This window comes from Rhizobium sp. N731, assembly GCF_001664145.1.
Taxonomy (GTDB): Bacteria; Pseudomonadota; Alphaproteobacteria; order Rhizobiales; family Rhizobiaceae; genus Rhizobium; species Rhizobium esperanzae.
In genome coordinates, this window is sequence record NZ_CP013601.1 from 3,238,758 (window position 1) to 3,258,620 (window position 19,863).

The 19,863-nt window shown below is 61.4% G+C and carries 16 protein-coding genes; 7 read left to right on the top strand and 9 right to left on the bottom strand.

The window, feature by feature from the left end:
- Positions 1 to 13 precede the first annotated feature (13 nt).
- The 4 genes from AMK02_RS15920 to AMK02_RS15935 all read left to right on the top strand — a co-directional run bounded on the left by AMK02_RS15920 (position 14) and on the right by AMK02_RS15935 (position 5,941).
- A complete protein-coding gene (locus AMK02_RS15920) occupies positions 14 to 1,129 on the top strand; it encodes a DNA alkylation repair protein (RefSeq protein WP_064804277.1) in 1,116 nt (371 codons plus the stop codon).
- Between the two features lie 246 nt (positions 1,130 to 1,375).
- Complete coding sequence (locus AMK02_RS15925; RefSeq protein ID WP_064804279.1) at positions 1,376 to 3,106, top strand: DEAD/DEAH box helicase; 1,731 nt, start codon at positions 1,376 to 1,378, stop codon at positions 3,104 to 3,106.
- A 578-nt stretch (positions 3,107 to 3,684) separates the two neighbouring features.
- The gene (locus AMK02_RS15930) at positions 3,685 to 4,674 is read left to right on the top strand and encodes an AraC family transcriptional regulator (RefSeq protein ID WP_064939111.1); all 990 of its coding nucleotides are present in this window, start codon (positions 3,685 to 3,687) and stop codon (positions 4,672 to 4,674) included.
- A gap of 58 nt (positions 4,675 to 4,732) precedes the next feature.
- Positions 4,733 to 5,941: an MFS transporter gene (locus tag AMK02_RS15935; RefSeq protein ID WP_064804281.1), complete on the top strand. Its 1,209-nt coding sequence runs from the start codon at positions 4,733 to 4,735 to the stop codon at positions 5,939 to 5,941.
- Between the two features lie 133 nt (positions 5,942 to 6,074).
- Here AMK02_RS15935 and AMK02_RS15940 read toward each other — a convergent pair whose 3' ends face one another.
- The gene (locus tag AMK02_RS15940) at positions 6,075 to 6,974 is read right to left on the bottom strand and encodes a DMT family transporter (RefSeq protein WP_064804283.1); all 900 of its coding nucleotides are present in this window, start codon (positions 6,972 to 6,974) and stop codon (positions 6,075 to 6,077) included.
- A 428-nt stretch (positions 6,975 to 7,402) separates the two neighbouring features.
- On the opposite strand from AMK02_RS15940, the gene AMK02_RS15945 reads away from it, so the two are divergent.
- The 3 genes from AMK02_RS15945 to AMK02_RS15955 are packed head-to-tail and all read left to right on the top strand — an operon-like array spanning position 7,403 to position 10,590.
- A complete protein-coding gene (locus AMK02_RS15945) occupies positions 7,403 to 8,812 on the top strand; it encodes a circularly permuted type 2 ATP-grasp protein (RefSeq protein WP_064804285.1) in 1,410 nt (469 codons plus the stop codon).
- Positions 8,812 to 9,753 (top strand): alpha-E domain-containing protein, encoded by a 942-nt coding sequence (locus tag AMK02_RS15950; protein ID WP_064804287.1) that lies wholly within the window; start codon positions 8,812 to 8,814, stop codon positions 9,751 to 9,753. Before AMK02_RS15945 ends, AMK02_RS15950 begins: the two co-directional genes overlap by 1 nt.
- A gap of 12 nt (positions 9,754 to 9,765) precedes the next feature.
- Entirely contained in the window at positions 9,766 to 10,590 is an 825-nt protein-coding gene (locus AMK02_RS15955) for a transglutaminase family protein (RefSeq protein WP_064804289.1), read from the top strand.
- A gap of 20 nt (positions 10,591 to 10,610) precedes the next feature.
- Here the strand turns inward: AMK02_RS15955 and AMK02_RS15960 are convergent, their stop codons facing one another.
- The 8 genes from AMK02_RS15960 to chvE form a co-directional block, all read right to left on the bottom strand.
- Positions 10,611 to 11,021, bottom strand: a complete 411-nt coding sequence (locus AMK02_RS15960) for a type II toxin-antitoxin system VapC family toxin (protein WP_064804290.1) — start codon at positions 11,019 to 11,021, stop codon at positions 10,611 to 10,613.
- Entirely contained in the window at positions 11,018 to 11,260 is a 243-nt protein-coding gene (locus AMK02_RS15965; protein ID WP_170965846.1) for a type II toxin-antitoxin system Phd/YefM family antitoxin, read from the bottom strand. Before AMK02_RS15965 ends, AMK02_RS15960 begins: the two co-directional genes overlap by 4 nt.
- Before the next feature lie 146 nt (positions 11,261 to 11,406).
- Positions 11,407 to 13,146 (bottom strand): L-arabinonate dehydratase, encoded by a 1,740-nt coding sequence (gene araD / locus AMK02_RS15970; protein ID WP_064804293.1) that lies wholly within the window; start codon positions 13,144 to 13,146, stop codon positions 11,407 to 11,409.
- A gap of 61 nt (positions 13,147 to 13,207) precedes the next feature.
- A complete protein-coding gene (locus AMK02_RS15975; RefSeq protein WP_064804295.1) occupies positions 13,208 to 14,641 on the bottom strand; it encodes an aldehyde dehydrogenase family protein in 1,434 nt (477 codons plus the stop codon).
- Positions 14,642 to 14,707: 66 nt separating this feature from the next.
- Entirely contained in the window at positions 14,708 to 15,703 is a 996-nt protein-coding gene (araD1, locus tag AMK02_RS15980; protein ID WP_064806272.1) for an AraD1 family protein, read from the bottom strand.
- Positions 15,704 to 15,818: 115 nt separating this feature from the next.
- Positions 15,819 to 17,030, bottom strand: coding sequence for a multiple monosaccharide ABC transporter permease (gene mmsB / locus AMK02_RS15985; RefSeq protein WP_064804297.1), 1,212 nt, complete (start codon positions 17,028 to 17,030; stop codon positions 15,819 to 15,821).
- Complete coding sequence (gene mmsA / locus AMK02_RS15990) at positions 17,027 to 18,565, bottom strand: multiple monosaccharide ABC transporter ATP-binding protein (RefSeq protein WP_064804299.1); 1,539 nt, start codon at positions 18,563 to 18,565, stop codon at positions 17,027 to 17,029. Before mmsA ends, mmsB begins: the two co-directional genes overlap by 4 nt.
- Positions 18,566 to 18,661: 96 nt before the next feature.
- Entirely contained in the window at positions 18,662 to 19,726 is a 1,065-nt protein-coding gene (gene chvE, locus AMK02_RS15995; protein WP_004668889.1) for a multiple monosaccharide ABC transporter substrate-binding protein, read from the bottom strand.
- Positions 19,727 to 19,863: the final 137 nt, after the last annotated feature.

A 19,863-nucleotide genomic window follows, 5' to 3' on the forward strand; every position in this document is an offset into this window, starting at 1 on the left:
CGAGAGGATCAGCATGCCGGAACCGCTCAAGAACCTGCTGCATTCGGGGCTGGTCGGCGATATGGCCGACCGCATCGCCGCCAACGCTCCGGCCTTCGACGAGGAGCGTTTCATGCGGTTGGCGACCGATGGGCTAGATGCGCTGGAGCTGATGGAACGTTCGGCGCTGATCCGCGACGCGCTGTTTGCCACCCTTCCGGACGATTTTATTGAAGCAGCCGCCATCCTGAAGGCGAGCCTGCCTACATTAGCCAGGCCAGGACTGTCCGGCTGGATGCTGCTACCGGTCAACCAATTCATCGCTGCGCGCGGCCTCGATCATTTCGAGCTTGGCCTCGATCTGCTCAAGGCGCTGACGCCGCATTTCACCGCCGAATTCGGTATCCGTCCCTTCATCCATCGCGACCAGCAGCGCGCGCTCGCGGTCATTTCCGGCTGGGTCGACGATCCCGATCAGCATGTGCGCCGGCTGGCGAGCGAAGGAACGCGGCCGCGTCTGCCCTGGGCCATGCGCCTGCCGCAGCTCGTCAAGGATCCCGCGCCAATCCTGCCGATTCTGACGGCGCTGATGGACGATCCGGAAGATTATGTGCGCCGCTCCGTCGCCAACAGCCTGAACGATATCGCCAAGGATCATCCGGATCTGGTCGCCGCATTCATCGCCGGCCATATCCAGGACGCCTCCGCTGAACGCCGCCGGCTGCTGAAACATGCCTCGCGCACGCTCCTGAAGAAGGGCCATGCTCAGGCGCTCGCCAATTTCGGCTTCGGCGCAGCCGCGTCGCTCGAAAGCGAACTGCGCCTCATCAGCGGCGAGGTAATGTTCGGCGAAGGGCTGGATTTCGAGATCCGGGTGACCAATGTCGGCAAGGCCGCGCAATCGGTGATGATCGACTACGCCATCCACCATATGAAGGCTGACGGCTCGCTGTCGCCGAAGGTCTTCAAGTGCAAGACGATCATGCTTGCTCCCGGACAGAGCCAGGCGATCGAGCGCCGCCACGCCATGCGGCCGATCACGACGCGGCGCTATTATCCCGGGCAACACCGCATCGCCATCCTCGTGAATGGCGCGGAGAGCGCGTCTGAAAGCTTCATCCTGATGATGCCGTCGCGCGACCCGAGCTAAGGCTTTTTGTGCACTGCACTTGACTTTCAGCGCAAACTAGCCCAAATGCGGCTCAGCTTTCACCCTTCCGGCCGCCGCGTGAGCGTGCCCCTGCTAGAAAATACGAAACGCAGGAAGAAGGGACAAAAGCGCATTTCGATTGAGGCCGCACTCCCAAGAAGCGGTCAGAAGCGCTGGAAAGCTTTTTCCAACTTGCAAGTTCCCACTTCACGCGGGGTTCTTGACGCCAGAATGAAACCGGATCGCATGGTGCGTTCCGGCGCTAGTCGTTGTGGCGCCCCGAAAGGTTATACCTTGACTAATTTTGAATCGCTTGGTGTCTCCAAGCCGATCGTCGCCACCTTGTTCCAGCTCGGCATCGAAACGCCGACGCCGATCCAGGAACAGTCCATTCCACTCCTCATATCAGGCCGCGATCTGATCGGCCTTGCCCAGACCGGCACCGGCAAGACCGCCGCGTTCGGCCTGCCGCTCATCGAAAAGCTGCTCGCTGACGAGCGCCGCCCCGACAACCGTACGACGCGGACACTGATCCTGGCGCCGACTCGCGAGCTGGTGAACCAGATCGCCGAGAACCTGAAGAAGTTCATCCGCAAGTCGCCGCTGCGCATCAACGTCGTCGTCGGCGGTGTGTCGATCAACAAGCAGCAGCTGCAGCTCGAAAAGGGCACCGACATCCTTGTTGCCACGCCAGGCCGCTTGCTCGACCTCGTCAACCGCCGCGCCATCACCTTGACGACAGTGCGTTATCTCGTGCTCGACGAAGCCGATCAGATGCTCGACCTCGGCTTCGTGCACGACCTGCGCAAGATCGCCAAGCTGGTGCCGAAGAAGCGCCAGACCATGCTGTTTTCGGCCACCATGCCGAAGGCGATCGCCGATCTCGCCGGCGAATATCTCGTCGATCCCGTCAAGGTCGAAGTCACGCCTCCGGGCAAGGCTGCCGACAAGGTCGAGCAGTATGTGCATTTCGTCGCCGGCAAGAACGACAAGACCGAACTGCTGCGCAAGTCGCTGACCGAAAACCCCGACGGCCGCGCCATCGTCTTCCTGCGCACCAAGCACGGCGCCGAGAAGTTGATGAAGCACCTCGACAATATCGGCTATTCCGTCGCCTCGATCCACGGCAACAAGAGCCAGGGTCAGCGCGAGCGGGCGCTGAAGGCCTTCCGCGACGGCAGCATCAAGACGCTGATCGCCACCGACGTCGCCGCCCGCGGCATCGACATCCCGGCCGTCAGTCACGTCTACAACTACGACCTGCCCGAGGTGCCGGACGCCTATGTCCATCGTATCGGCCGCACGGCGCGCGCCGGCCGCGACGGTATTGCCATCGCCTTCTGCGCCCCCGACGAAGCCAAGCTGCTGCGTGATATCGAACGCCTGATGGGCATCGACATCACGGTCGCAAGCGGCGAACCGCCGGCACATATCAGCGCTGGCGGCCCGCGCCGCGGCAACGGCAATGGCAACAACCGCAATCGCGGCGGCGGCCAGGGCCGCGGCGAAGGCCGTGGCGATGCCAACCGTTCGGAACATCGCGGCAGCCGCCAGGAACGCCGCCCGCGCCGCGACGGCGAAGGCAGCGAAATCCGTGCCGGCGGCGAGGAACGCCGTGAGCGCCGTCCGCGTCCCGAGCGCCCAAACCGCAACGAGGACTTCCGCGGTCAGCGCCGCGGCGAAGCGGCCCCGGATTTCGGCCCCGACAACGATCTGGCATCGACCTCCGATTTCCGCCCGGCAAAGCCGCAGCGCCCTGCGCATAACGGCCCCAATGGCCATCATGCCAGTGGCGAACCGAGCGGCCATCACCGCGGCAACGGCCGCCACGCTCACGGCCGCCCGGCCCGCAAGCACGGCGAAGATCGCGGACCGCATCAGGCACAGGGCGGCGAACAGCGCCGCGACGGCAATGGCGGCAACCGCCGCGGCGGCGCGGGCTCCCGCAACGGTGGCCAGCGCCGCGAACGCGCCTGAGCGCCGATTGATTTAAAGGAGAAAAGGCCGAACTTTCGGTCTTAATATTGGGAGGCCGGAGCATCTGGTGGGATGTCCGGCCTTTTTCTCATTGCGGTGATGGCAATACCGCAAACGGCAGCATGCGGTTAGGTTTCCCGGTTCCTGTACGCACACAGTTGAGGAGATCGAAGCCTCCTTCGCAGCGGTGGCGGAAGCCTGAGGAATCAATGCGCCGTAAAGCCGCCATCGACGGTGGCGCGAAACCGATGATGAAGCTCGCCGTTGGGCTGCATAGCCAGAGCACAGCAGCGGCGACCTATTCGACACGTCCGAGCCGGCCGATCGGCTGCTGTTTCATGCTTTCATCCATGGCATCGGACTGTCCGCCCAGGCGGCGCGCTTGGGCAGGCCGACCAGGCCGCCGAGCGAAGAGCAGTTGACGATCGCGCCGGAGCCTTGCCGGCGCCCGCTCACCGCTCTTATTCGAGAGATATGGCCTCTGGCCGGTTGACAGCCCGCTATCGTACCCGCCTAGCAAACACCGCGCCGCCACCAGCCCGCTTGATTGCCGGACGCTTGAGCCCTAAATTGGCTTCATGCTTGACCATCCGTCCCCGCCGCTGTCGCCGTCGACTATCCCAATGGATGCCCTGAGCGAAGTCCTGCAAGACTTTCGCTTGAGTGGGGTGAACTATGGCCGCTGCGAACTCAGGCATCCATGGAGCATCGCCTTTCCGCAGCAACAACTGCTTCGTTTTCACTTCGTCAGCCAGGGTCCGTGCTGGATCCATACCGAAGTCGAAGGATGGCAGGAATTGAATGATGGCGACCTGGTGCTGCTGCCGCAAGGCATCGCACATCGATTGGCGAGCGCGCCGAATGTTGAGGGCGACTCGCTTAAAAGCTGTCAGATTACAAAATTGGGCAGCAACGTCTGCGACGTCCTACGTGAAGGAACGGGTGCCACCAGCACTCTCTTCTGCGGCTCTATGACTTTGGGCGCCCATGCGCTTAACCCCTTGATCGCCCTGATGCCGCCAATCATAAAGGGCTGCGATGTGGCCGGTAACGACTCGGTCGTAGGGCCCCTGCTGGCCGCTATGTCCGCGGAGGCGACACAGCCCCAGATGGGAAGCGCGACGGTCTTGTCGCGTATGGCGGACTTGCTCGCAGCCCGACTTATCCGCTGCTGGGTCAATTGCAGCGGAGCCTCGACCACCGGCTGGCTCGCCGCCATCCGCGATCCCAATATCGGTCGTGTGTTGGCGGCCATGCACCGGGATCCCGGTCATAACTGGACCCTCGAAAGCCTCGCTGGTGTGGCAGGCCAGTCGCGCTCGATTTTCGCCGAGCGCTTCAGTGCTATTTTGGGAGAAGGCGCGGCACATTATCTCGCCCGTCTGCGTATGCAGCTTGCCCGCGATTTGTTGGCGCAAAACGGCCTGTCGGTTGCTGAGGTTGCCTCCCGCCTGGGCTATGAATCCGAGGCGTCTTTCGCGCGCGCCTTCAAGCGCGTCACAAACGTTTCACCGGGAATTGTGCGTCGCACAAGTTCCGGACGAACGGATATGGATTTCGGATTTTAAGACACAGATCATCCTGAAAACTTCGTCTATGAAATCTCCGAACACAGGAGATCCATCTATGACGGACACAACATCACAATTCGACGGGGCGGCAATTGGCCTGGAGACGACTGAACCATCCGCGTGGAGCGCGGCGACCTGGTTTGCTGTTGTTTCGATGGCGGCCACCAGCTTTGCATTGGTATCTGCTGAATTCCTGCCGGCGGGCCTGTTGACGCCGATGGCGCGCGATCTCGGCATTTCCGAGGGAACGGCCGGACAGGTCGTCACCGCCACCGCTTCCGTCGGCGCCGTGGCGGCCCTGCTGAGCAATGTTCTCATCGGCAGACTGAACCGCAAGGCGGTGCTGGTCGGTCTCAGTGCGTTGGCGGTCGGCTCCAATATTCTTGCATCGTTGGCGACCGATTTTTGGCTGTTGCTGTTGGGCCGGGCCGGGTTGGGCATCGCGCTCAGCGGCTTTTGGGCGCTTTCAGTGGCCGTCGTGGCGAGGCTGGTCGGCGCCAGCGCGACAGGTCGGGGCATGGCTATCGTCACCCTCGGCGTTTCGCTCGCCACGATAGCTGCACCATCAATGGGTGCTTTGATCAGCGATTGGCTTGGATGGCGCAGCGCCATGGCGATGACAGCCGGGCTTGCCGCGCTTGCCATGCTGCTGCAGCTCCTCAGCCTGCCGACGCTCCCTGCAAACACAAGCAACAGTCTCGCGGATGTTTTCCGGCTGACACGACGGGGCGGCATTCAACTGGGAATGCTTGCTATCCTTTTGCTGATGACCGGGCATTTTGCCGGGTCGGTTTATGTGCGTCCTTTCCTCGAACAAGTGACGCTCCTTGAAACCAGATCGATCGCCCTGGCACTGCTCGGGTTTGGCGTCGCATCCGTGATCGGCAATGTTGCCGGTGGCCGGATGGCCGACGCGAGCATCCGCATAGCACTGGCTGTCACCGCGGTATTGATGTCCTTTGCAGCGCTCGCTCTGGTGCTTTGGGGCACTCATACCGGCGCCGCGTTCGCGCTCGTCACGCTTTGGGGCTTTGCCTTCGGCATGGCGCCGGTAGTGCTACCGACCAATCTTTCCCGCGCGGCCCCCGACGCTCTCGAGGCGGCCGGTAGTCTGATGGTCGTTTCTTTTCAGGTGGCCATCAGCATCGGCGCGGTTTTTGGAGGTTACATCGTCGACCACTACGGCGCTGTGGGACCCTTGACTCTCACCGCTCTCCTGGCTGCGTCAACGGTTGCCTTGGCGCTGCTGCAGCCCCGCAGCTGATCGTTGCTTCCTACTTGATGGGCCGAGTAGCGCCCTACGGCACTCTGGATATGAGGTCGTCGGCAATCGCCGGCGACCACGGTCAGTTGAGGTTCAGGCCATCCGGTTGTTCGACCTTGGCGCAGCCATCAGCCTATACGCTCGCCTGCGCCTGCTGAACGACCCTGCGGTTTGTCATATATACGCCTGTCACGACGATCACCGTGCCCAGAATCAACGGCAGCGTCAGCCGCTCCCCGAACGCGATGAAGGCTTCGAGCGCGACGGCCGGCGGCATCAGGTAGATCAGCGAGGCGGCGCGCGAGACCTGCCCGCGGCGGATCAGGTAAAGCAGCAGCCCGACACCGCCCATCGACAGGCCGAAGACCGACCAGAGAAGCGCGCCGTAGGCCTGCGCGGTGCCGTCGAAATGCTGGTGTTCGAAAATCAGCGACAGCGGCAGGGTGAGGATGAGAGCGCCGACATATTGCAGCGTCGCGATGGTCCTGAGGTCACCGGATTGCAGGTGTTTCTTCTGGTAAAGCGTGCCGTAGGTGACGGAGCCCATGGCGATGAGGTTGATCGCCAGCGGTAGCGCGGCATGGTTGAGATCGGCCGTCGCCGGATCGAAGAGCTTCGGCGAAATCGCGATGGCAATACCGATGAAGCCGAGAGCGAGGCCGAGCTGCTGGGTCTTCTGCAGCCGCTCACCGACGAGAAAGGGCGCCGCCATCGCCGTCAGCAACGGCTGCAGCGCCGCGATGATGCCCGAGATGCCGGCCGGCACGCCATTGGCGATCGCCCACCAGAGGCCGGCGAGATAGAAGCCGTGCAAGAAAAAGCCGGAATAAATCGCGCGGAACCATGTCGTCCGACTTTTCGGCCATTGCGCCTTGGTCACTAGGCAAAAGGCCAGGAAGGCTAAAGCCGACAGCGCATAACGTATCGAAAGAAAGGTAAAGGGCTCGGAATGCAGCGCCGCAAATTTCGCCACGACCCAGCCTGTGGACCAGAGCAGAACGAAGACGGCGGGGGCAAAACGGTCGAGGGACATGGGGCAGCTCGAAGACAAAGAGTTGCCGTGCTGATAGCCGCACGCTGCAGCCGCAGTCAAAGGCGAAGCATTGATGTTTATTTGAAATTTTGCTGATGGTTGAGGTGGAGGGATGAGCGCGACCCGCGTCCCTGTGAGTCCAATAGAGGGGGGCGCCACACGGCACACCCTCTCCTCGTCACAGGAATTAATAGCATGTGCAGTTGCGCCTGCACCTTTAACCCACCGCGACCGACCAAAAGCCAATCAAATGCTCACATTTTGCGCAGTCTCTACGAAGCAACCATCCTGCACGTCTCCCCGCACTGCTCCAAACGCCCGAATTTTCACCCTTTCCCGCACCGCAAAATCTTTTCCCCGAACTGCGCATGGTTCTTGCATTGCAATTTGCGTTGTATTCAAATGAACAAAAAAGGGGAGCCGCACCTTTGGCATTTGATGAAATGATTACCGGGGACGAGAGCCCCCGCCCGCCTTATGAAAAATATTTCGAGTGGTACAACAGCCAAGACCGGTCGCATCTGATTGCCAAGTCCCGCGACGCGGAAAATATCTTCCGCAAGACCGGCATCACCTTCGCCGTTTACGGCCACGCCGATAGCTCCGAAAAGCTCATCCCCTTCGACATCATTCCCCGCATCATCTCCGCCCGCGAATGGCGCAAGCTGGCCCAGGGTATCGAGCAGCGGGTAATCGCGCTCAACGCCTTTCTGGATGATATCTATCACAAGCAGGAGATCATCCGCGCCGGCCGCATCCCGCGCGAACTGATCGAAAACAATGTCGCCTTCCTGTCCGAGATGATCGGCTTCCGCCCGCCTGGCGGCGTCTACACCCATATCGTCGGCACCGACATCGTACGAACAGGCGAAGACCAGTTTTACGTGCTGGAGGATAATGCCCGCACGCCTTCCGGTGTCAGCTACATGCTGGAAAACCGGGAAACCATGATGCAGATGTTCCCGGAGCTCTTCCACGAGAACAAGGTGCAGCGCGTCGAGGATTATCCCTACCTCTTGCGCCAGAGCCTCGCCTCGCTTGCTCCTCCCGGCTGCACCGGCAAGCCGCGCGTCGCGGTGCTGACCCCGGGCATCTACAATTCGGCCTATTACGAACACTCTTTCCTGGCCGACATGATGGGCGTCGAACTGGTCGAGGGCTCGGATCTGCGCGTCATCGACGGCAAGGTGAAGATGCGCACGACCCGCGGCTACGAGGCGATCGACGTGCTCTACCGCCGCGTCGACGACGATTTCCTCGATCCGCTGACATTCCGGGCCGATTCCGCCCTCGGCATTCCCGGCATCATGGATGTCTACCGCTCCGGCAACATCACCATCGCCAATGCGCCGGGCACCGGCATATCGGACGACAAGGCGATTTATTCCTACATGCCGGAGATCGTCGAATTCTATACCGGCCGCAAGGCGCTGCTCGAAAACGTGCCGACCTGGCGCTGCTCGGAAGCATCAAGCCTGAAATACGTGCTGGAGCACCTGGAGGAGCTGGTCGTCAAGGAAGTGCACGGCTCCGGCGGCTATGGCATGCTGGTTGGACCGACGGCATCAAAAAGGGAGCGCGCCGATTTCGCCGAGAAGCTGAAGGCCAAGCCGAACAATTACATCGCCCAGCCGACGCTGTCGCTCTCCACCGTGCCGATCCTCGTCAACAAGGGCATCGCGCCGCGCCATGTCGACCTTCGCCCCTATGTGCTCGTCTCCGACAAGGTCCAGATTATCCCGGGCGGGCTTACCCGCGTGGCGCTGAAGCAGGGCTCGCTGGTGGTCAATTCCAGCCAGGGCGGCGGCACCAAAGACACCTGGGTACTGGAGGACTGATGCTCGGAAGAACCGCAAACGGCCTCTACTGGATGTTCCGTTACATCGAGCGCGCCGAAAATATCGCCCGTCTGGTCGATGCCGGGCTACGCATGTCGCTCACCCGCAGCAGCGCCGGCGACGACAACTGGGACGGGGTGCTGCAAAGTGCCGGCGTTCGCGAGGCCTATGACGAGGGCCACGCCAAGCTGACCAATGCCGACGCGATCGATTATCTCCTGCGCGATCGTTCCAATCCGTCGAGCGTCATGTCCTGCATCGACTTCGGCCGCAACAATGCCCGCATGGTGCGCACCGCTCTGACACGCGAGACCTGGGAAGCGACCAACGAATGCTGGATCGAGCTGAAGGCGCTGCTCGAAAAGCGCGTCAAGGCCGCCGACCTGCCTGAGGTGATCGACGTCATCAAGCGCCGCGCCGGCCTCATCCGCGGCGCCTTCCATGGCTCGACACTGCGCAACGAGCTCTATAATTTTGCCCGCATCGGCACCTTCATCGAGCGGGCGGACAATACGAGCCGCATCCTAGACGTGAAATATTACGTGCTGCTGCCTTCGGTCTCGGCGGTCGGCTCCTCGCTCGACAACGTCCAGTGGGAATCGATCCTGCGCTCGGTCTCCGCGCACCGTGCCTATAGCTGGGCCTATGACGGCGAATACCGGGCAATGAACATTGCCGATTTCCTCACCCTCAATGTCCAGATGCCGCGCTCGCTTGCCTATTGCTATGAGAAGATCGTCAGCAATCTCGGCTATCTCGCCCAGGATTATGGCGAGCGGCTCCCCGCCCACGATACCGCGGATGCAATCCGCACCACGCTGCAGACGAGGGCAATCCGCGACATCATGGATCAGGGCCTGCATGAGTTCCTGGAGGATTTCGTCTCGCGCAACAACCAGCTCGGCATGGAAATTTCCGATGGCTACCGGTTCTACGTTTAAGCGGATCACAATATGAGATTGAAGATCAGCCACCTCACCGAATACCGCTACGACGAACCGGCGAAATTCTCCCTGCAACGGCTGAGGCTGACGCCGCCGGCGACTTCAGGCCAGAAGATGCTCGCCTGGTCGCTGAAGGTCGAGGGCGCCACGCCCGAAGTGGAGTATGACGACCAGTACGGCAACCACGTCAACCTGGTCTCGCTGGAAGGCGAGCAGCAGGTGACGCGCATTCTCGCCGAAGGCGAGGTCGAAACCGCGGATCTCAACGGCGTCATCGGCCCGCACACCGGCTTCTGCCCGCTCTGGCTCTTCCTGCGCGAGACGCCGCTCACCAAGGGCGGCAAGCTGGTGAAGGAACTGATCAAAGGCGTCAGCGGCGATAACGAACTCGGCCGTATGCATGCGCTGATGGCCGCCATCCACGAAACCGTCGACTACCGGCCCGGCACCAGCGACACCGCGACGACGGCCGAACAGGCGCTGGAGAAGAAAAGCGGCGTCTGCCAGGACCATGCGCACATCTTCGTTGCCGCCGCCCGCGCCCTGCAGGTGCCGGCGCGTTATGTCTCTGGCTATCTGATGATGGAAGAAAAGGTCGAACAGGCGGCGACCCATGCCTGGGCCGAAGCCCATATTCCCGGCCTCGGCTGGGTCGGCTTCGACCCGGCCAATGAAATCTGCCCGGATGAACGATATGTTCGCGTCGCATCGGGCCTCTGCTACCGCGACGCCGCCCCGATCTCAGGCATGCGCATCGGCACGCCGGGGGAAACACTGTCGGTCACCGTGAAGGTAGAGGACAGCGGCCAGATGCAAAGCCAGAGCCAGAGCTGAGCGACGCCGGGAAGCCATGTCTATCCAGCCGCAACGACCTGGAGGTGACCCCGCGCTCCATAGCTGAGGATTGCCTGATCCGCCGTCAGCAAAGGTATGCGATGAAACCGGGCTGTGGCGGTGATGATGCGGTCCGCGGGGTCGGCATGAAACTCTCCAGGCAGCCGAACGCTGTCTATCGCGATGGAAGGCTCGATCGGCGCGAGCTGAAGCCCGGGGAGCGACAGAGCGCTGTCGATCCATCGCCCGACATCGTCGCCGAGCGCCAGGCGCCCCTTCTGCACGAGCATGGCGATTTCCCAAGGTGTGATCGCCGAAATCAGGATACGGCTTTTCTCCGTCATCTCATTGATGATGCGCCGGGCTTGCGAATCGAGGCGCGCATCGTCCTGCATCGCCCAGACGAGGATATGCGTGTCGATGACGATCAACGGAGGGCGTCCCAATCCTCCGGCTCAACGGCCGGAGACAGAGGATCGTCATAGTGCAATACGCTGCCCTTCATCGCGCCGATGATACTCTTGCGTTCGCCTGTGTCGCGCGCCGGGGAAAGCACGGCAACCGGCTTTCCGCGCTTGGTGATGACGATGGATTCATCGTCGCTGCGCATCTGATCGATCAGATTCAGACATTTCGCCTTGAATTCCGCAGCACCGACCACCTTTGACATGACCATACCTCCTGTACACCTGTACAGCATATAGCACTATATCTGCATTCAACAAGTTCGAGCGCGATCGGTTCGAAGGAAATCTTCAACAAAAAGGCGGAGCAAAAGCCCCGCCTCTTCCGCGATTCCAGATCGGCAAACCCTGCTCAGTGGCTGTCCTTGCCCACCGCGTTTCCGCGACATCCCTTGAGGAAGTCGAGATCGGCGCCGGTATCGGCTCCTTCGACATGCTGCTGATGCAGGAAGGCATAGCCCGATGTCGGCAGATCATGGTTCGGCTGCCATTCGGCAAGACGGCGCGCCAGTTCCTCGTCTGAAATGTCGAGATGCAGACGACGGTTCGGAACGTCGAGCTCGATCATGTCGCCGGTCTTGACGACCGCGAGCGGGCCGCCGACCGCCGCTTCCGGCGAGGTATGCAGCACGACGGTGCCGTAGGCGGTTCCGGACATGCGGGCGTCTGATATACGCACCATGTCGAGGATGCCCTTCTTCAGCACCTTCGGCGGCAGGCCCATATTGCCGACTTCGGCCATGCCGGGATAACCCTTCGGCCCGCAGTTTTTCATCACCATGACGCAATTCTCGTCGATGTCGAGATTGTCGTCGTTGATCTTGGCCTTGTAGTCGTCGATGTCCTCGAACACGACCGCCCTGCCCCGGTGCACCAGCAGATGCGGCGAAGCAGCCGAAGGCTTCAACACCGCGCCCTTGGGCGCGAGGTTGCCGCGCAGCACGACGATGCCGCCGGAAGAGGTCAGCGCCTTTTCGGCCGGCAGGATCACGTCCTCGTTCCAGTTGACGACGTCCTTGACCTCGTCCCAGACGGTTTCGCCGGACACTGTCAGCGCATCCTTGTGCAGGAGGCCCGCCTCGCCGAGGCGCTTCAGCACGACCGGCAGGCCGCCGGCATAGAAGAACTCTTCCATCAGGTACTTGCCCGACGGCATCAGGTTGACGATCGTCGGAACGTCGCGGCCACAGCGGTCCCAATCGTCGAGCGTCAGGTCGATGCCGACGCGGCCTGCAATGGCGAGCAGATGGATGACGGCATTGGTCGATCCACCGATCGCCGCATTGGTGCGGATGGCGTTCTCGAAGGCCTGTTTCGTCATGATCTCCGAGGGCTTCAGATCGTCCTTGACCATCTGCACGATACGGCGGCCGGTCAGCTGCGCCATGACCTTGCGGCGGGAATCGACGCCGGGGATCGCGGCATTGCCTGACAGCGCCATGCCGAGCGCTTCGGCCATCGACGCCATCGTCGAAGCCGTGCCCATGGTATTGCAGGTGCCCGACGAACGGCTCATCGAAGCTTCCGCTTCGAGGAACTCGGCCTGCGTCATCTCGCCGGCCTTCACCATTTCGGAGAACTTCCACAGATGCGTGCCGGAGCCGACGCGTTCGCCGCGGAAATAGCCGTTCAGCATCGGACCGCCGGTGACGACGATCGACGGCAGGTCGCAGGAGGCCGCGCCCATCAGCAGCGACGGTGTGGTCTTGTCGCAGCCGACGAGCAGCACGCAGCCATCCATCGGCTGGCCACGGATCGCCTCTTCTACCGCCAGCGCCGCAAGATTGCGGTACATCATCGCGGTCGGGCGGAAGGTGTTTTCCGATGCCGAGAACACCGGCACTTCGAGCGGGAAGCCGCCGGCCTCCCACACACCCGCCTTCACCTTCTCGGCGAGCTCTCTGAGATGGCCGTTGCAGGGGGTCATATCCGACCAGGTGTTGAGGATCCCGATGACAGGCCGTCCGTCGAACAGGTCGTGCGGATAACCCTGATTCTTAAGCCAGCCGCGATGATAAATCACGTCGCGGCTCGTGCCGCCGTACCATTCCTGCGACCTCAGCCTGCGCGGCCATTCCGCTTTCTTCTTCATAATCTCCGTCCTTCAGGTGATTGCCGGGCCGCCTCGTACGGCCCGGGTCATCGGATATGTCTCAAGCCAGCGTGTAGGCCGTCTTGACCACAGTAAAGAATTCGCTCGCATACTTGCCCTGCTCACGCGGGCCATAGGACGACCCCTTGCGGCCGCCGAACGGAACGTGGAAATCGACGCCTGCCGTCGGCAGGTTGACCATGACCATGCCGGCTTCCGAATTGCGCTTGAAATGCGTCGCATGTTTCAGGCTGGTCGTGGCGATGCCGGCAGAAAGGCCGAATGGCGTGTCGTTGGCGAGGGCAAGCGCCTCGTCGTAATCCTTCGCGCGGATCACCGAGACGACGGGTCCGAAGATTTCCTCGCGCGAAATGCGCATCTGGTTGGTCGCTTCGGTAAACAGCGTCGGCTGCAGATAGAAGCCGGGCGTTTCGCGCGAGATGACCTCGCCGCCGAAGGCGAGCTTGGCGCCTTCCTTTTTGCCGATCTCGATATAGTCGGTGTCGGTCTTCAGCTGTCGCTCGTCGACGACGGGGCCGATGTGGGTTCCGGCCTTCAGCGCATTGTCGACGACCAGCGTCTTCAGCTTCTCGGTCAGCGCCGCGACGAACTTGTCGTGGATGCCTTCGGTGACGATCAGGCGCGACGAGGCCGTGCAGCGCTGGCCGGTGGAGAAAAAGCCGGAGTTGGCGGCAGCTTCGACGGCGACGGAAAGATCGGCATCGTCAAGCACGACCATCGGGTTCTTGCCGCCCATCTCCAGCTGGAACTTGCGGTTATGCTCGATGGAGGCGGCAGCGACGCGCCGGCCGGTGCCGGTGGAACCGGTAAAGGTAATGCCGTGAACGTCGGGGCTTTCGAGCATCGCCTGGCCGACGACCGAGCCCTTGCCCATGACGAGGTTCAGAACGCCCTTCGGCAGCCCTGCCCTATTGAGGATATCGACGATCGCCCAGGAGCAGGCGGGCACCAGTTCGGCCGGCTTGAAGACGATGGTGTTGCCGTAGCAAAGCGCAGGAGCAATCTTCCAGGCGGGAATGGCGATCGGAAAGTTCCACGGCGTGATGATGCCGATCACGCCGAGCGCTTCGCGGGTGATCTCGACGCCGATATTCGGGCGAACCGACGGGATGACCTCGCCGGCCAGACGAAGGGCTTCGCCTGCGAAGAATTCGAAGATCTGCGAAGCGCGAATGACTTCGCCGGTCGCTTCCGGCAGGGTCTTGCCCTCTTCGCGGGCAAGCAGCGCGCCGAGCTCGTCCTTGCGCGCCATGATCTCGTCGCCGGTCTTCTTCAGGATGACGTGGCGCTCCCAGATGCCCGAGCGCGACCAAGCCGGAAAGGCGGCCTTGGCAGCGGCGATGGCGTTTCTCGTATCCTCAGCGCTGCCATCGGCATAGAGGCCGACGACCTCGTTCGTATCCGACGGATTGATGTTCTTCGTCGCGTTGGTGCCGACCCACTCGCCGGCGATCAGGTTTTGATAAATGGTCATGGGCTGAACAAGCCTCCTTTACCGTTTACATCACGGCCGGCCACGGACGCAGCCAGGCCTCGAAAATCAGAGCTGCTTGACAGCAATCTCTTCTTCGGCCGCCACCTTCAGCGGATTGCGCAGCGGCAGGCCGAATTCGGCGACTTCGATTTCGAAGACATCGCCCTCTTCCGCCTTGATGCCGTCGGCAAAGGACAGGGTCGCGGTGCCGAACATATGGACATGCACGTCCCCCGGGACACGGAAGATGCCGTATTTGAAGTGGTGATATTCGAGGTTCGCAAAGGTGTGCGACATGTTCGCCTCGCCGGAGAGGAACGGCTTTTCGAAGATCACATTGTCGCCGCGCTTGATGCGCGATGTGCCGCGGATATCGTCGGGCGCGGCGCCGATGCGGATTTCCGGACCATAGGCGGCCGGGCGCAGTTTCGAGTGGGCCAGATAGAGATAGTTGATCCGTTCGGTGACGTGGTCCGAAAACTCGTTCGAGAGGGCAAAGCCGATGCGGAACGGCGTTCCGTCTTTGGCGATGACGTAAATGCCGGCCATTTCAGGCTCTTCGCCGCCGTCGAGCGCGAAGGAGGGCGAGACGAGCGGAGCGCCGGGGGCAGCCGTGCCATAGCCGTTGCCCTTGTAAAACCATTCGGGCTGCACGCCTCTTTCGCCAGCCTTGGGCTTGCCGTTCTCCAGGCCCATCTTGAACATCTTCATCGAGTCGGTCAGCGTTTCCTCGGCCGCCTCGCTGGTCTTTTTGTGCATGGAATCGCGGGTCGCGGCCGAGCCGAGATGGGTGAGCCCGGTGCCGGTCAGATGCAGGTGGGCGGCGTCGGGATGGGTGATCGGCGGCAGAAAACGGCCTTCCGCATAGGCTTTTTCAAGGTCGACGGCCTCGCCGTAACCATGGGCCTCGATAACAGCGGCAAGCGACTTGCCGCCGTCGGCAGCTTCCATCGCCAGCGCATAGACGCTACCGGCATTGTTGACCGACCTGGCCGCGCCGCCCTGCTCGCGCACGGCGACGACGATCTCTCCGTTGGCACCCTTGATCTGGGAAATAAGCACGACTTCAATCCTTCTCGTTTCGGCGAGTCTCAGAAAAAGCTCCGCCTGTCCGGCTCCCACGGGAGCCGGAATCCATCATTCATATGACTGCGAATGCCTGGCTGCGCTTAGGCGCTCAGCCCTTGTTCTTGTTGTAGACGTCGAAGAACACGGCGGCGAGAAGCACCGCACCCTTGACCATCTGCTGCGAATCGGTGCCGAGACCGTGGATCGACATGCCGTTGTTCATGATGCCCATGATAAGCGCGCCGATCACCGCACCCGTCACCTTGCCGACGCCGCCCTGAGCCGATGCGCCGCCGATGAAGCAGGCGGCGATCACGTCGAGCTCGAGACCGAAACCGCCCTTGGCCGTCGCCGAGTTGAGGCGCAGCGCGACGATGAGGCCAGCGAGACCCGCAAGCAGACCCATATTGGCAAAGGTCAGGAAGGTCAGCCGCTCGGTATTGATGCCGGAAAGCTTGGTGGCCTTCTCGTTGCCGCCCATGGCGTAGATGCGCCGGCCGATTGTCGTGCGACGGGTAATGAAGGCATAGGCAGCGACGAGGACGAGCATGACGACAAGCACGTTCGGGAAGCCGCGATAAATCGACAGCTGATAGCCGAGCCCCAGGATGGCGAGCGAGACAATGATGTTCTGGGCAAGGAAGAAGCCCATCGGCTCGACGTCGTTGCCATGCTTCTCGTTCGACAGGCGCTTGCGCCACGCCAGATAGAAGAGGGTCACGGCGCCGACGACCGTCAGGATGATCGAGGTCGAGTTGATGCCGCCCATATCGACAAGGTTGGGCAGGAAGCCGATGCTGATCAGCTGGAACTCCGGCGGGAACGGACCGATGCTGGTGCCGGTGCCCGATGCCGTCATCACGAACAGCGTCAAGCCGCGGAAGACCAGCATGCCGGCGAGCGTGACGATGAAGGACGGGATCTTGTGATAGGCGACGAAATAGCCCTGAATGCCGCCAACGACCGCGCCGAGAGCAAGACACACGACACCCGCCAGGACATAGTTGGTATGCCACTGCACCGTCATCACGCCGGCGATGGCGCCGATGAAGCCGACGACGGAGCCGACCGACAGATCGATATGGCCGGCAACGATGACCAGCAGCATGCCGAGCGCCATGATGACGATGAAGGAGTTCTGCAGAATGATATTGGTCAGGTTGAGCGGCCTGAAGAGAACGCCACCGGTCGAGAACTGAAAAAACACCATGATCGCGATGAGTGCGATGAACATGCCGTATTCGCGGATGTTGCCGCGGATATAGTCCCCGATCGAGACGACACGCCCCTGCTCAGCGATGGGTTGATTGATCGGCGTCATTGTTTCTTCTCCCCTGAGCGCATGATAGCGCGCATGATGGTTTCCTGGCTTGCTTCTCCCTTCGGCAGTTCAGCGACGATGCGTCCTTCGTTCATCACGTAGATGCGGTCACAAGTGCCAAGCAGTTCGGGCATTTCCGACGAGATCATCAGAACGCCTTTCCCATCGGCGGCAAGCTGGTTGATGATGGTATAGATTTCGTATTTCGCGCCGACATCGATGCCGCGCGTCGGCTCGTCCAGGATCAGGACATCGGGGCCGGAGAACAGCCACTTCGACAGCACCACCTTCTGCTGGTTGCCGCCGGAAAGATTGACTGTTTCCTGGAAGATGCTGGAGGAGCGGATGCGCAGCTTCGAGCGATAATCGGTCGCAACCCGCGATTCCTTGACGCTGTCGATGACCGAGGCATTCGACACCGCCTTCAGATTGACAAGCGTCGTGTTGTGCAGGATCGTGTCGTTGAGCACCAGGCCGAGCTGCTTGCGGTCTTCGGTGACATAGGCGAGACCGGCGTCGATCGCCTTGCGCACAGTGCTGACATCGACCGGCTTGCCGTGCATCAGCGCCTCGCCCGAGACCTTGTGGCCATAGGACTTGCCGAACAGGCTCATGGCGAATTCGGTGCGCCCTGCCCCCATCAGCCCGGCGATACCGACGACTTCACCCTTGCGGACGGTGACGTTGATATTGTGCAGGACCTGACGGTCGCGGTGCTGCTGGTGATAGGCGTTCCAGTTCTTCACTTCGAGAATGGTTTCGCCGATCGGCACCGAACGCGGGGGATAGCGATCCTCGAGATCGCGGCCGACCATGTTGCGGATGATGATGTCTTCGCTGATCTCGTCGGCGTGACAGTCGAGCGTCTTGACGGTCATGCCGTCGCGCAGGACGGTGATCTGGTCGGCGACCTTACGGATCTCGTTCAGCTTGTGTGAAATGATGATGGAGGTGATGCCCTGCTTGCGGAACTCCATCAGCAGGGTGAGCAGCGCATCGGAATCGCTTTCGTTGAGCGACGCCGTCGGCTCGTCTAGGATGAGCAGCTTGACGCTCTTCGACAGCGCCTTGGCGATCTCGACGAGCTGCTGCTTGCCGACACCGATGTCGGTCACCAGCGTGTTCGGAGATTCGGACAGGCCGACTTTCTTGAGCAGCTGCTTGGTACGGTTGAAGGTCTCGTCCCAGCTGATGACGCCGCTCTTGGCGTTCTCGTTGCCGAGGAAGATGTTTTCGCCGATCGACAGCAACGGCACGAGCGCCAATTCCTGGTGGATGATGACGATGCCGATTTCTTCGGAGTCCCTCAGCGCCTTGAAGTTGCGCGTCTCGCCTTCATAGACGATGTCGCCGTCATAACTTCCGGTGGGGTAAACACCCGATAGTACTTTCATCAGGGTCGATTTGCCGGCCCCGTTTTCGCCTACCAATGCGTGAATTTCACCCTTGCGAACCTTGAGGTTCACGTTCTCCAGCGCCTTGACGCCCGGGAACGTCTTGGTGATGCTCCGCATTTCGAGGATGGTATTGTCCATAGTCAAAGTTCCAGCGTCCCCAGCCCGTCAATGGATGGGTAATCATAAAATCGAAGGCCGGAACCCGCAAGCGCAGGCTCCGGCCTCCAGCTTAACTTACTTCAGCTTGTCTTCGGTGTAGTAACCGCTGTCGACCAGGATCTGCTTGTAGTTGGTCTTGTCGACGGCAACCGGCTTCAGCAGATAGGACGGAACGACCTTGACGCCGTTGTCGTAGGTCTTGGTGTCGTTGACCTCAGGCTCCTTGCCGGACATGACGGCATCGACCATGGCAACCGTGACCTTGGCGAGTTCGCGGGTGTCCTTGAAGATCGTGGAGTGCTGTTCGCCAGCGATGATCGACTTGACCGACGGGATTTCAGCGTCCTGACCGGTGACGATCGGGAGCGGCTGGGCAGCCGTACCGTAACCAACGCCCTTCAGCGAGGAGATGATGCCGATCGAGAGACCGTCATAGGGAGACAGGACGGCGTCGACCTTGGCGTCGGTGTAGTTAGCCGAGAGCAGGTTGTCCATGCGGGCCTGGGCCGTTGCCGGATCCCAACGCAGCGTGCCGACCTTGTCCATGCCGGTCTGGCCGGACTTCACGACGAGCTTGCCCGAGTCGATGTAGGGCTGCAGGACGGACATTGCGCCATCATAGAAGAAGAAGGCGTTGTTGTCGTCCGGCGAACCGCCGAAGAGTTCGATGTTGAACGGGCCCTTGCCATCCTTGAGGCCGAGGCCGTCAACGATGGAGTTAGCCTGCAGAACGCCGACCTGGAAGTTGTCGAAGGTGGCGTAGTAGTCGACGTTGCCCGAATCGCGGATCAGACGGTCATAAGCGATGACCTTGATGCCGGCATCGTGAGCCTTCTGGAGAACGTCGGAAAGCGTGGTGCCGTCGATCGAAGCGATGACGAGAACCTTGACGCCCTTCGTAACCATGTTTTCGATCTGCGAAAGCTGGTTCGGAATGTCGTCGTCGCCATACTGCAGATCCGTGCCGTAACCGGCAGCCTGGAGCTGCTTGACGATGTTGTTGCCGTCGTCGATCCAGCGGGCCGAAGCCTTGGTCGGCATGGCAATACCGACAGTGCCCTTGTCGGCGGCCATAGCCGGTGCAACGAACGAAGCGACGCCGAAGGCAGCCGCAGCCATCAATGAGATAATGGATTTCATTTCTCTCTCCCTTGTTAATAGAGCAGCGGACGGAAAACCGCCCGCCCCGAAACTGTGGCAGGTTCCGTATTGGATAGTTACTTCAGATGGTGAGAAACGAAGTAGGTCTCCTCCACGATCTCACACGTGTTGAGTGC

Coding starts and splice junctions, on each gene's coding strand:
- AMK02_RS15920 (WP_064804277.1), top strand. CDS start 14: ATGCCGGAACCGCTCAAGAACCTGCTGCATTCGGGGCTGGTCGGCGAT.
- AMK02_RS15925 (WP_064804279.1), top strand. CDS start 1,376: ATGGTGCGTTCCGGCGCTAGTCGTTGTGGCGCCCCGAAAGGTTATACC.
- AMK02_RS15930 (WP_064939111.1), top strand. CDS start 3,685: ATGCTTGACCATCCGTCCCCGCCGCTGTCGCCGTCGACTATCCCAATG.
- AMK02_RS15935 (WP_064804281.1), top strand. CDS start 4,733: ATGACGGACACAACATCACAATTCGACGGGGCGGCAATTGGCCTGGAG.
- AMK02_RS15940 (WP_064804283.1), bottom strand. CDS start 6,974: ATGTCCCTCGACCGTTTTGCCCCCGCCGTCTTCGTTCTGCTCTGGTCC.
- AMK02_RS15950 (WP_064804287.1), top strand. CDS start 8,812: ATGCTCGGAAGAACCGCAAACGGCCTCTACTGGATGTTCCGTTACATC.
- AMK02_RS15955 (WP_064804289.1), top strand. CDS start 9,766: ATGAGATTGAAGATCAGCCACCTCACCGAATACCGCTACGACGAACCG.
- AMK02_RS15965 (WP_170965846.1), bottom strand. CDS start 11,260: ATGTCAAAGGTGGTCGGTGCTGCGGAATTCAAGGCGAAATGTCTGAAT.
- araD (WP_064804293.1), bottom strand. CDS start 13,146: ATGAAGAAGAAAGCGGAATGGCCGCGCAGGCTGAGGTCGCAGGAATGG.
- AMK02_RS15975 (WP_064804295.1), bottom strand. CDS start 14,641: ATGACCATTTATCAAAACCTGATCGCCGGCGAGTGGGTCGGCACCAAC.
- mmsB (WP_064804297.1), bottom strand. CDS start 17,030: ATGACGCCGATCAATCAACCCATCGCTGAGCAGGGGCGTGTCGTCTCG.
- mmsA (WP_064804299.1), bottom strand. CDS start 18,565: ATGGACAATACCATCCTCGAAATGCGGAGCATCACCAAGACGTTCCCG.
- chvE (WP_004668889.1), bottom strand. CDS start 19,726: ATGAAATCCATTATCTCATTGATGGCTGCGGCTGCCTTCGGCGTCGCT.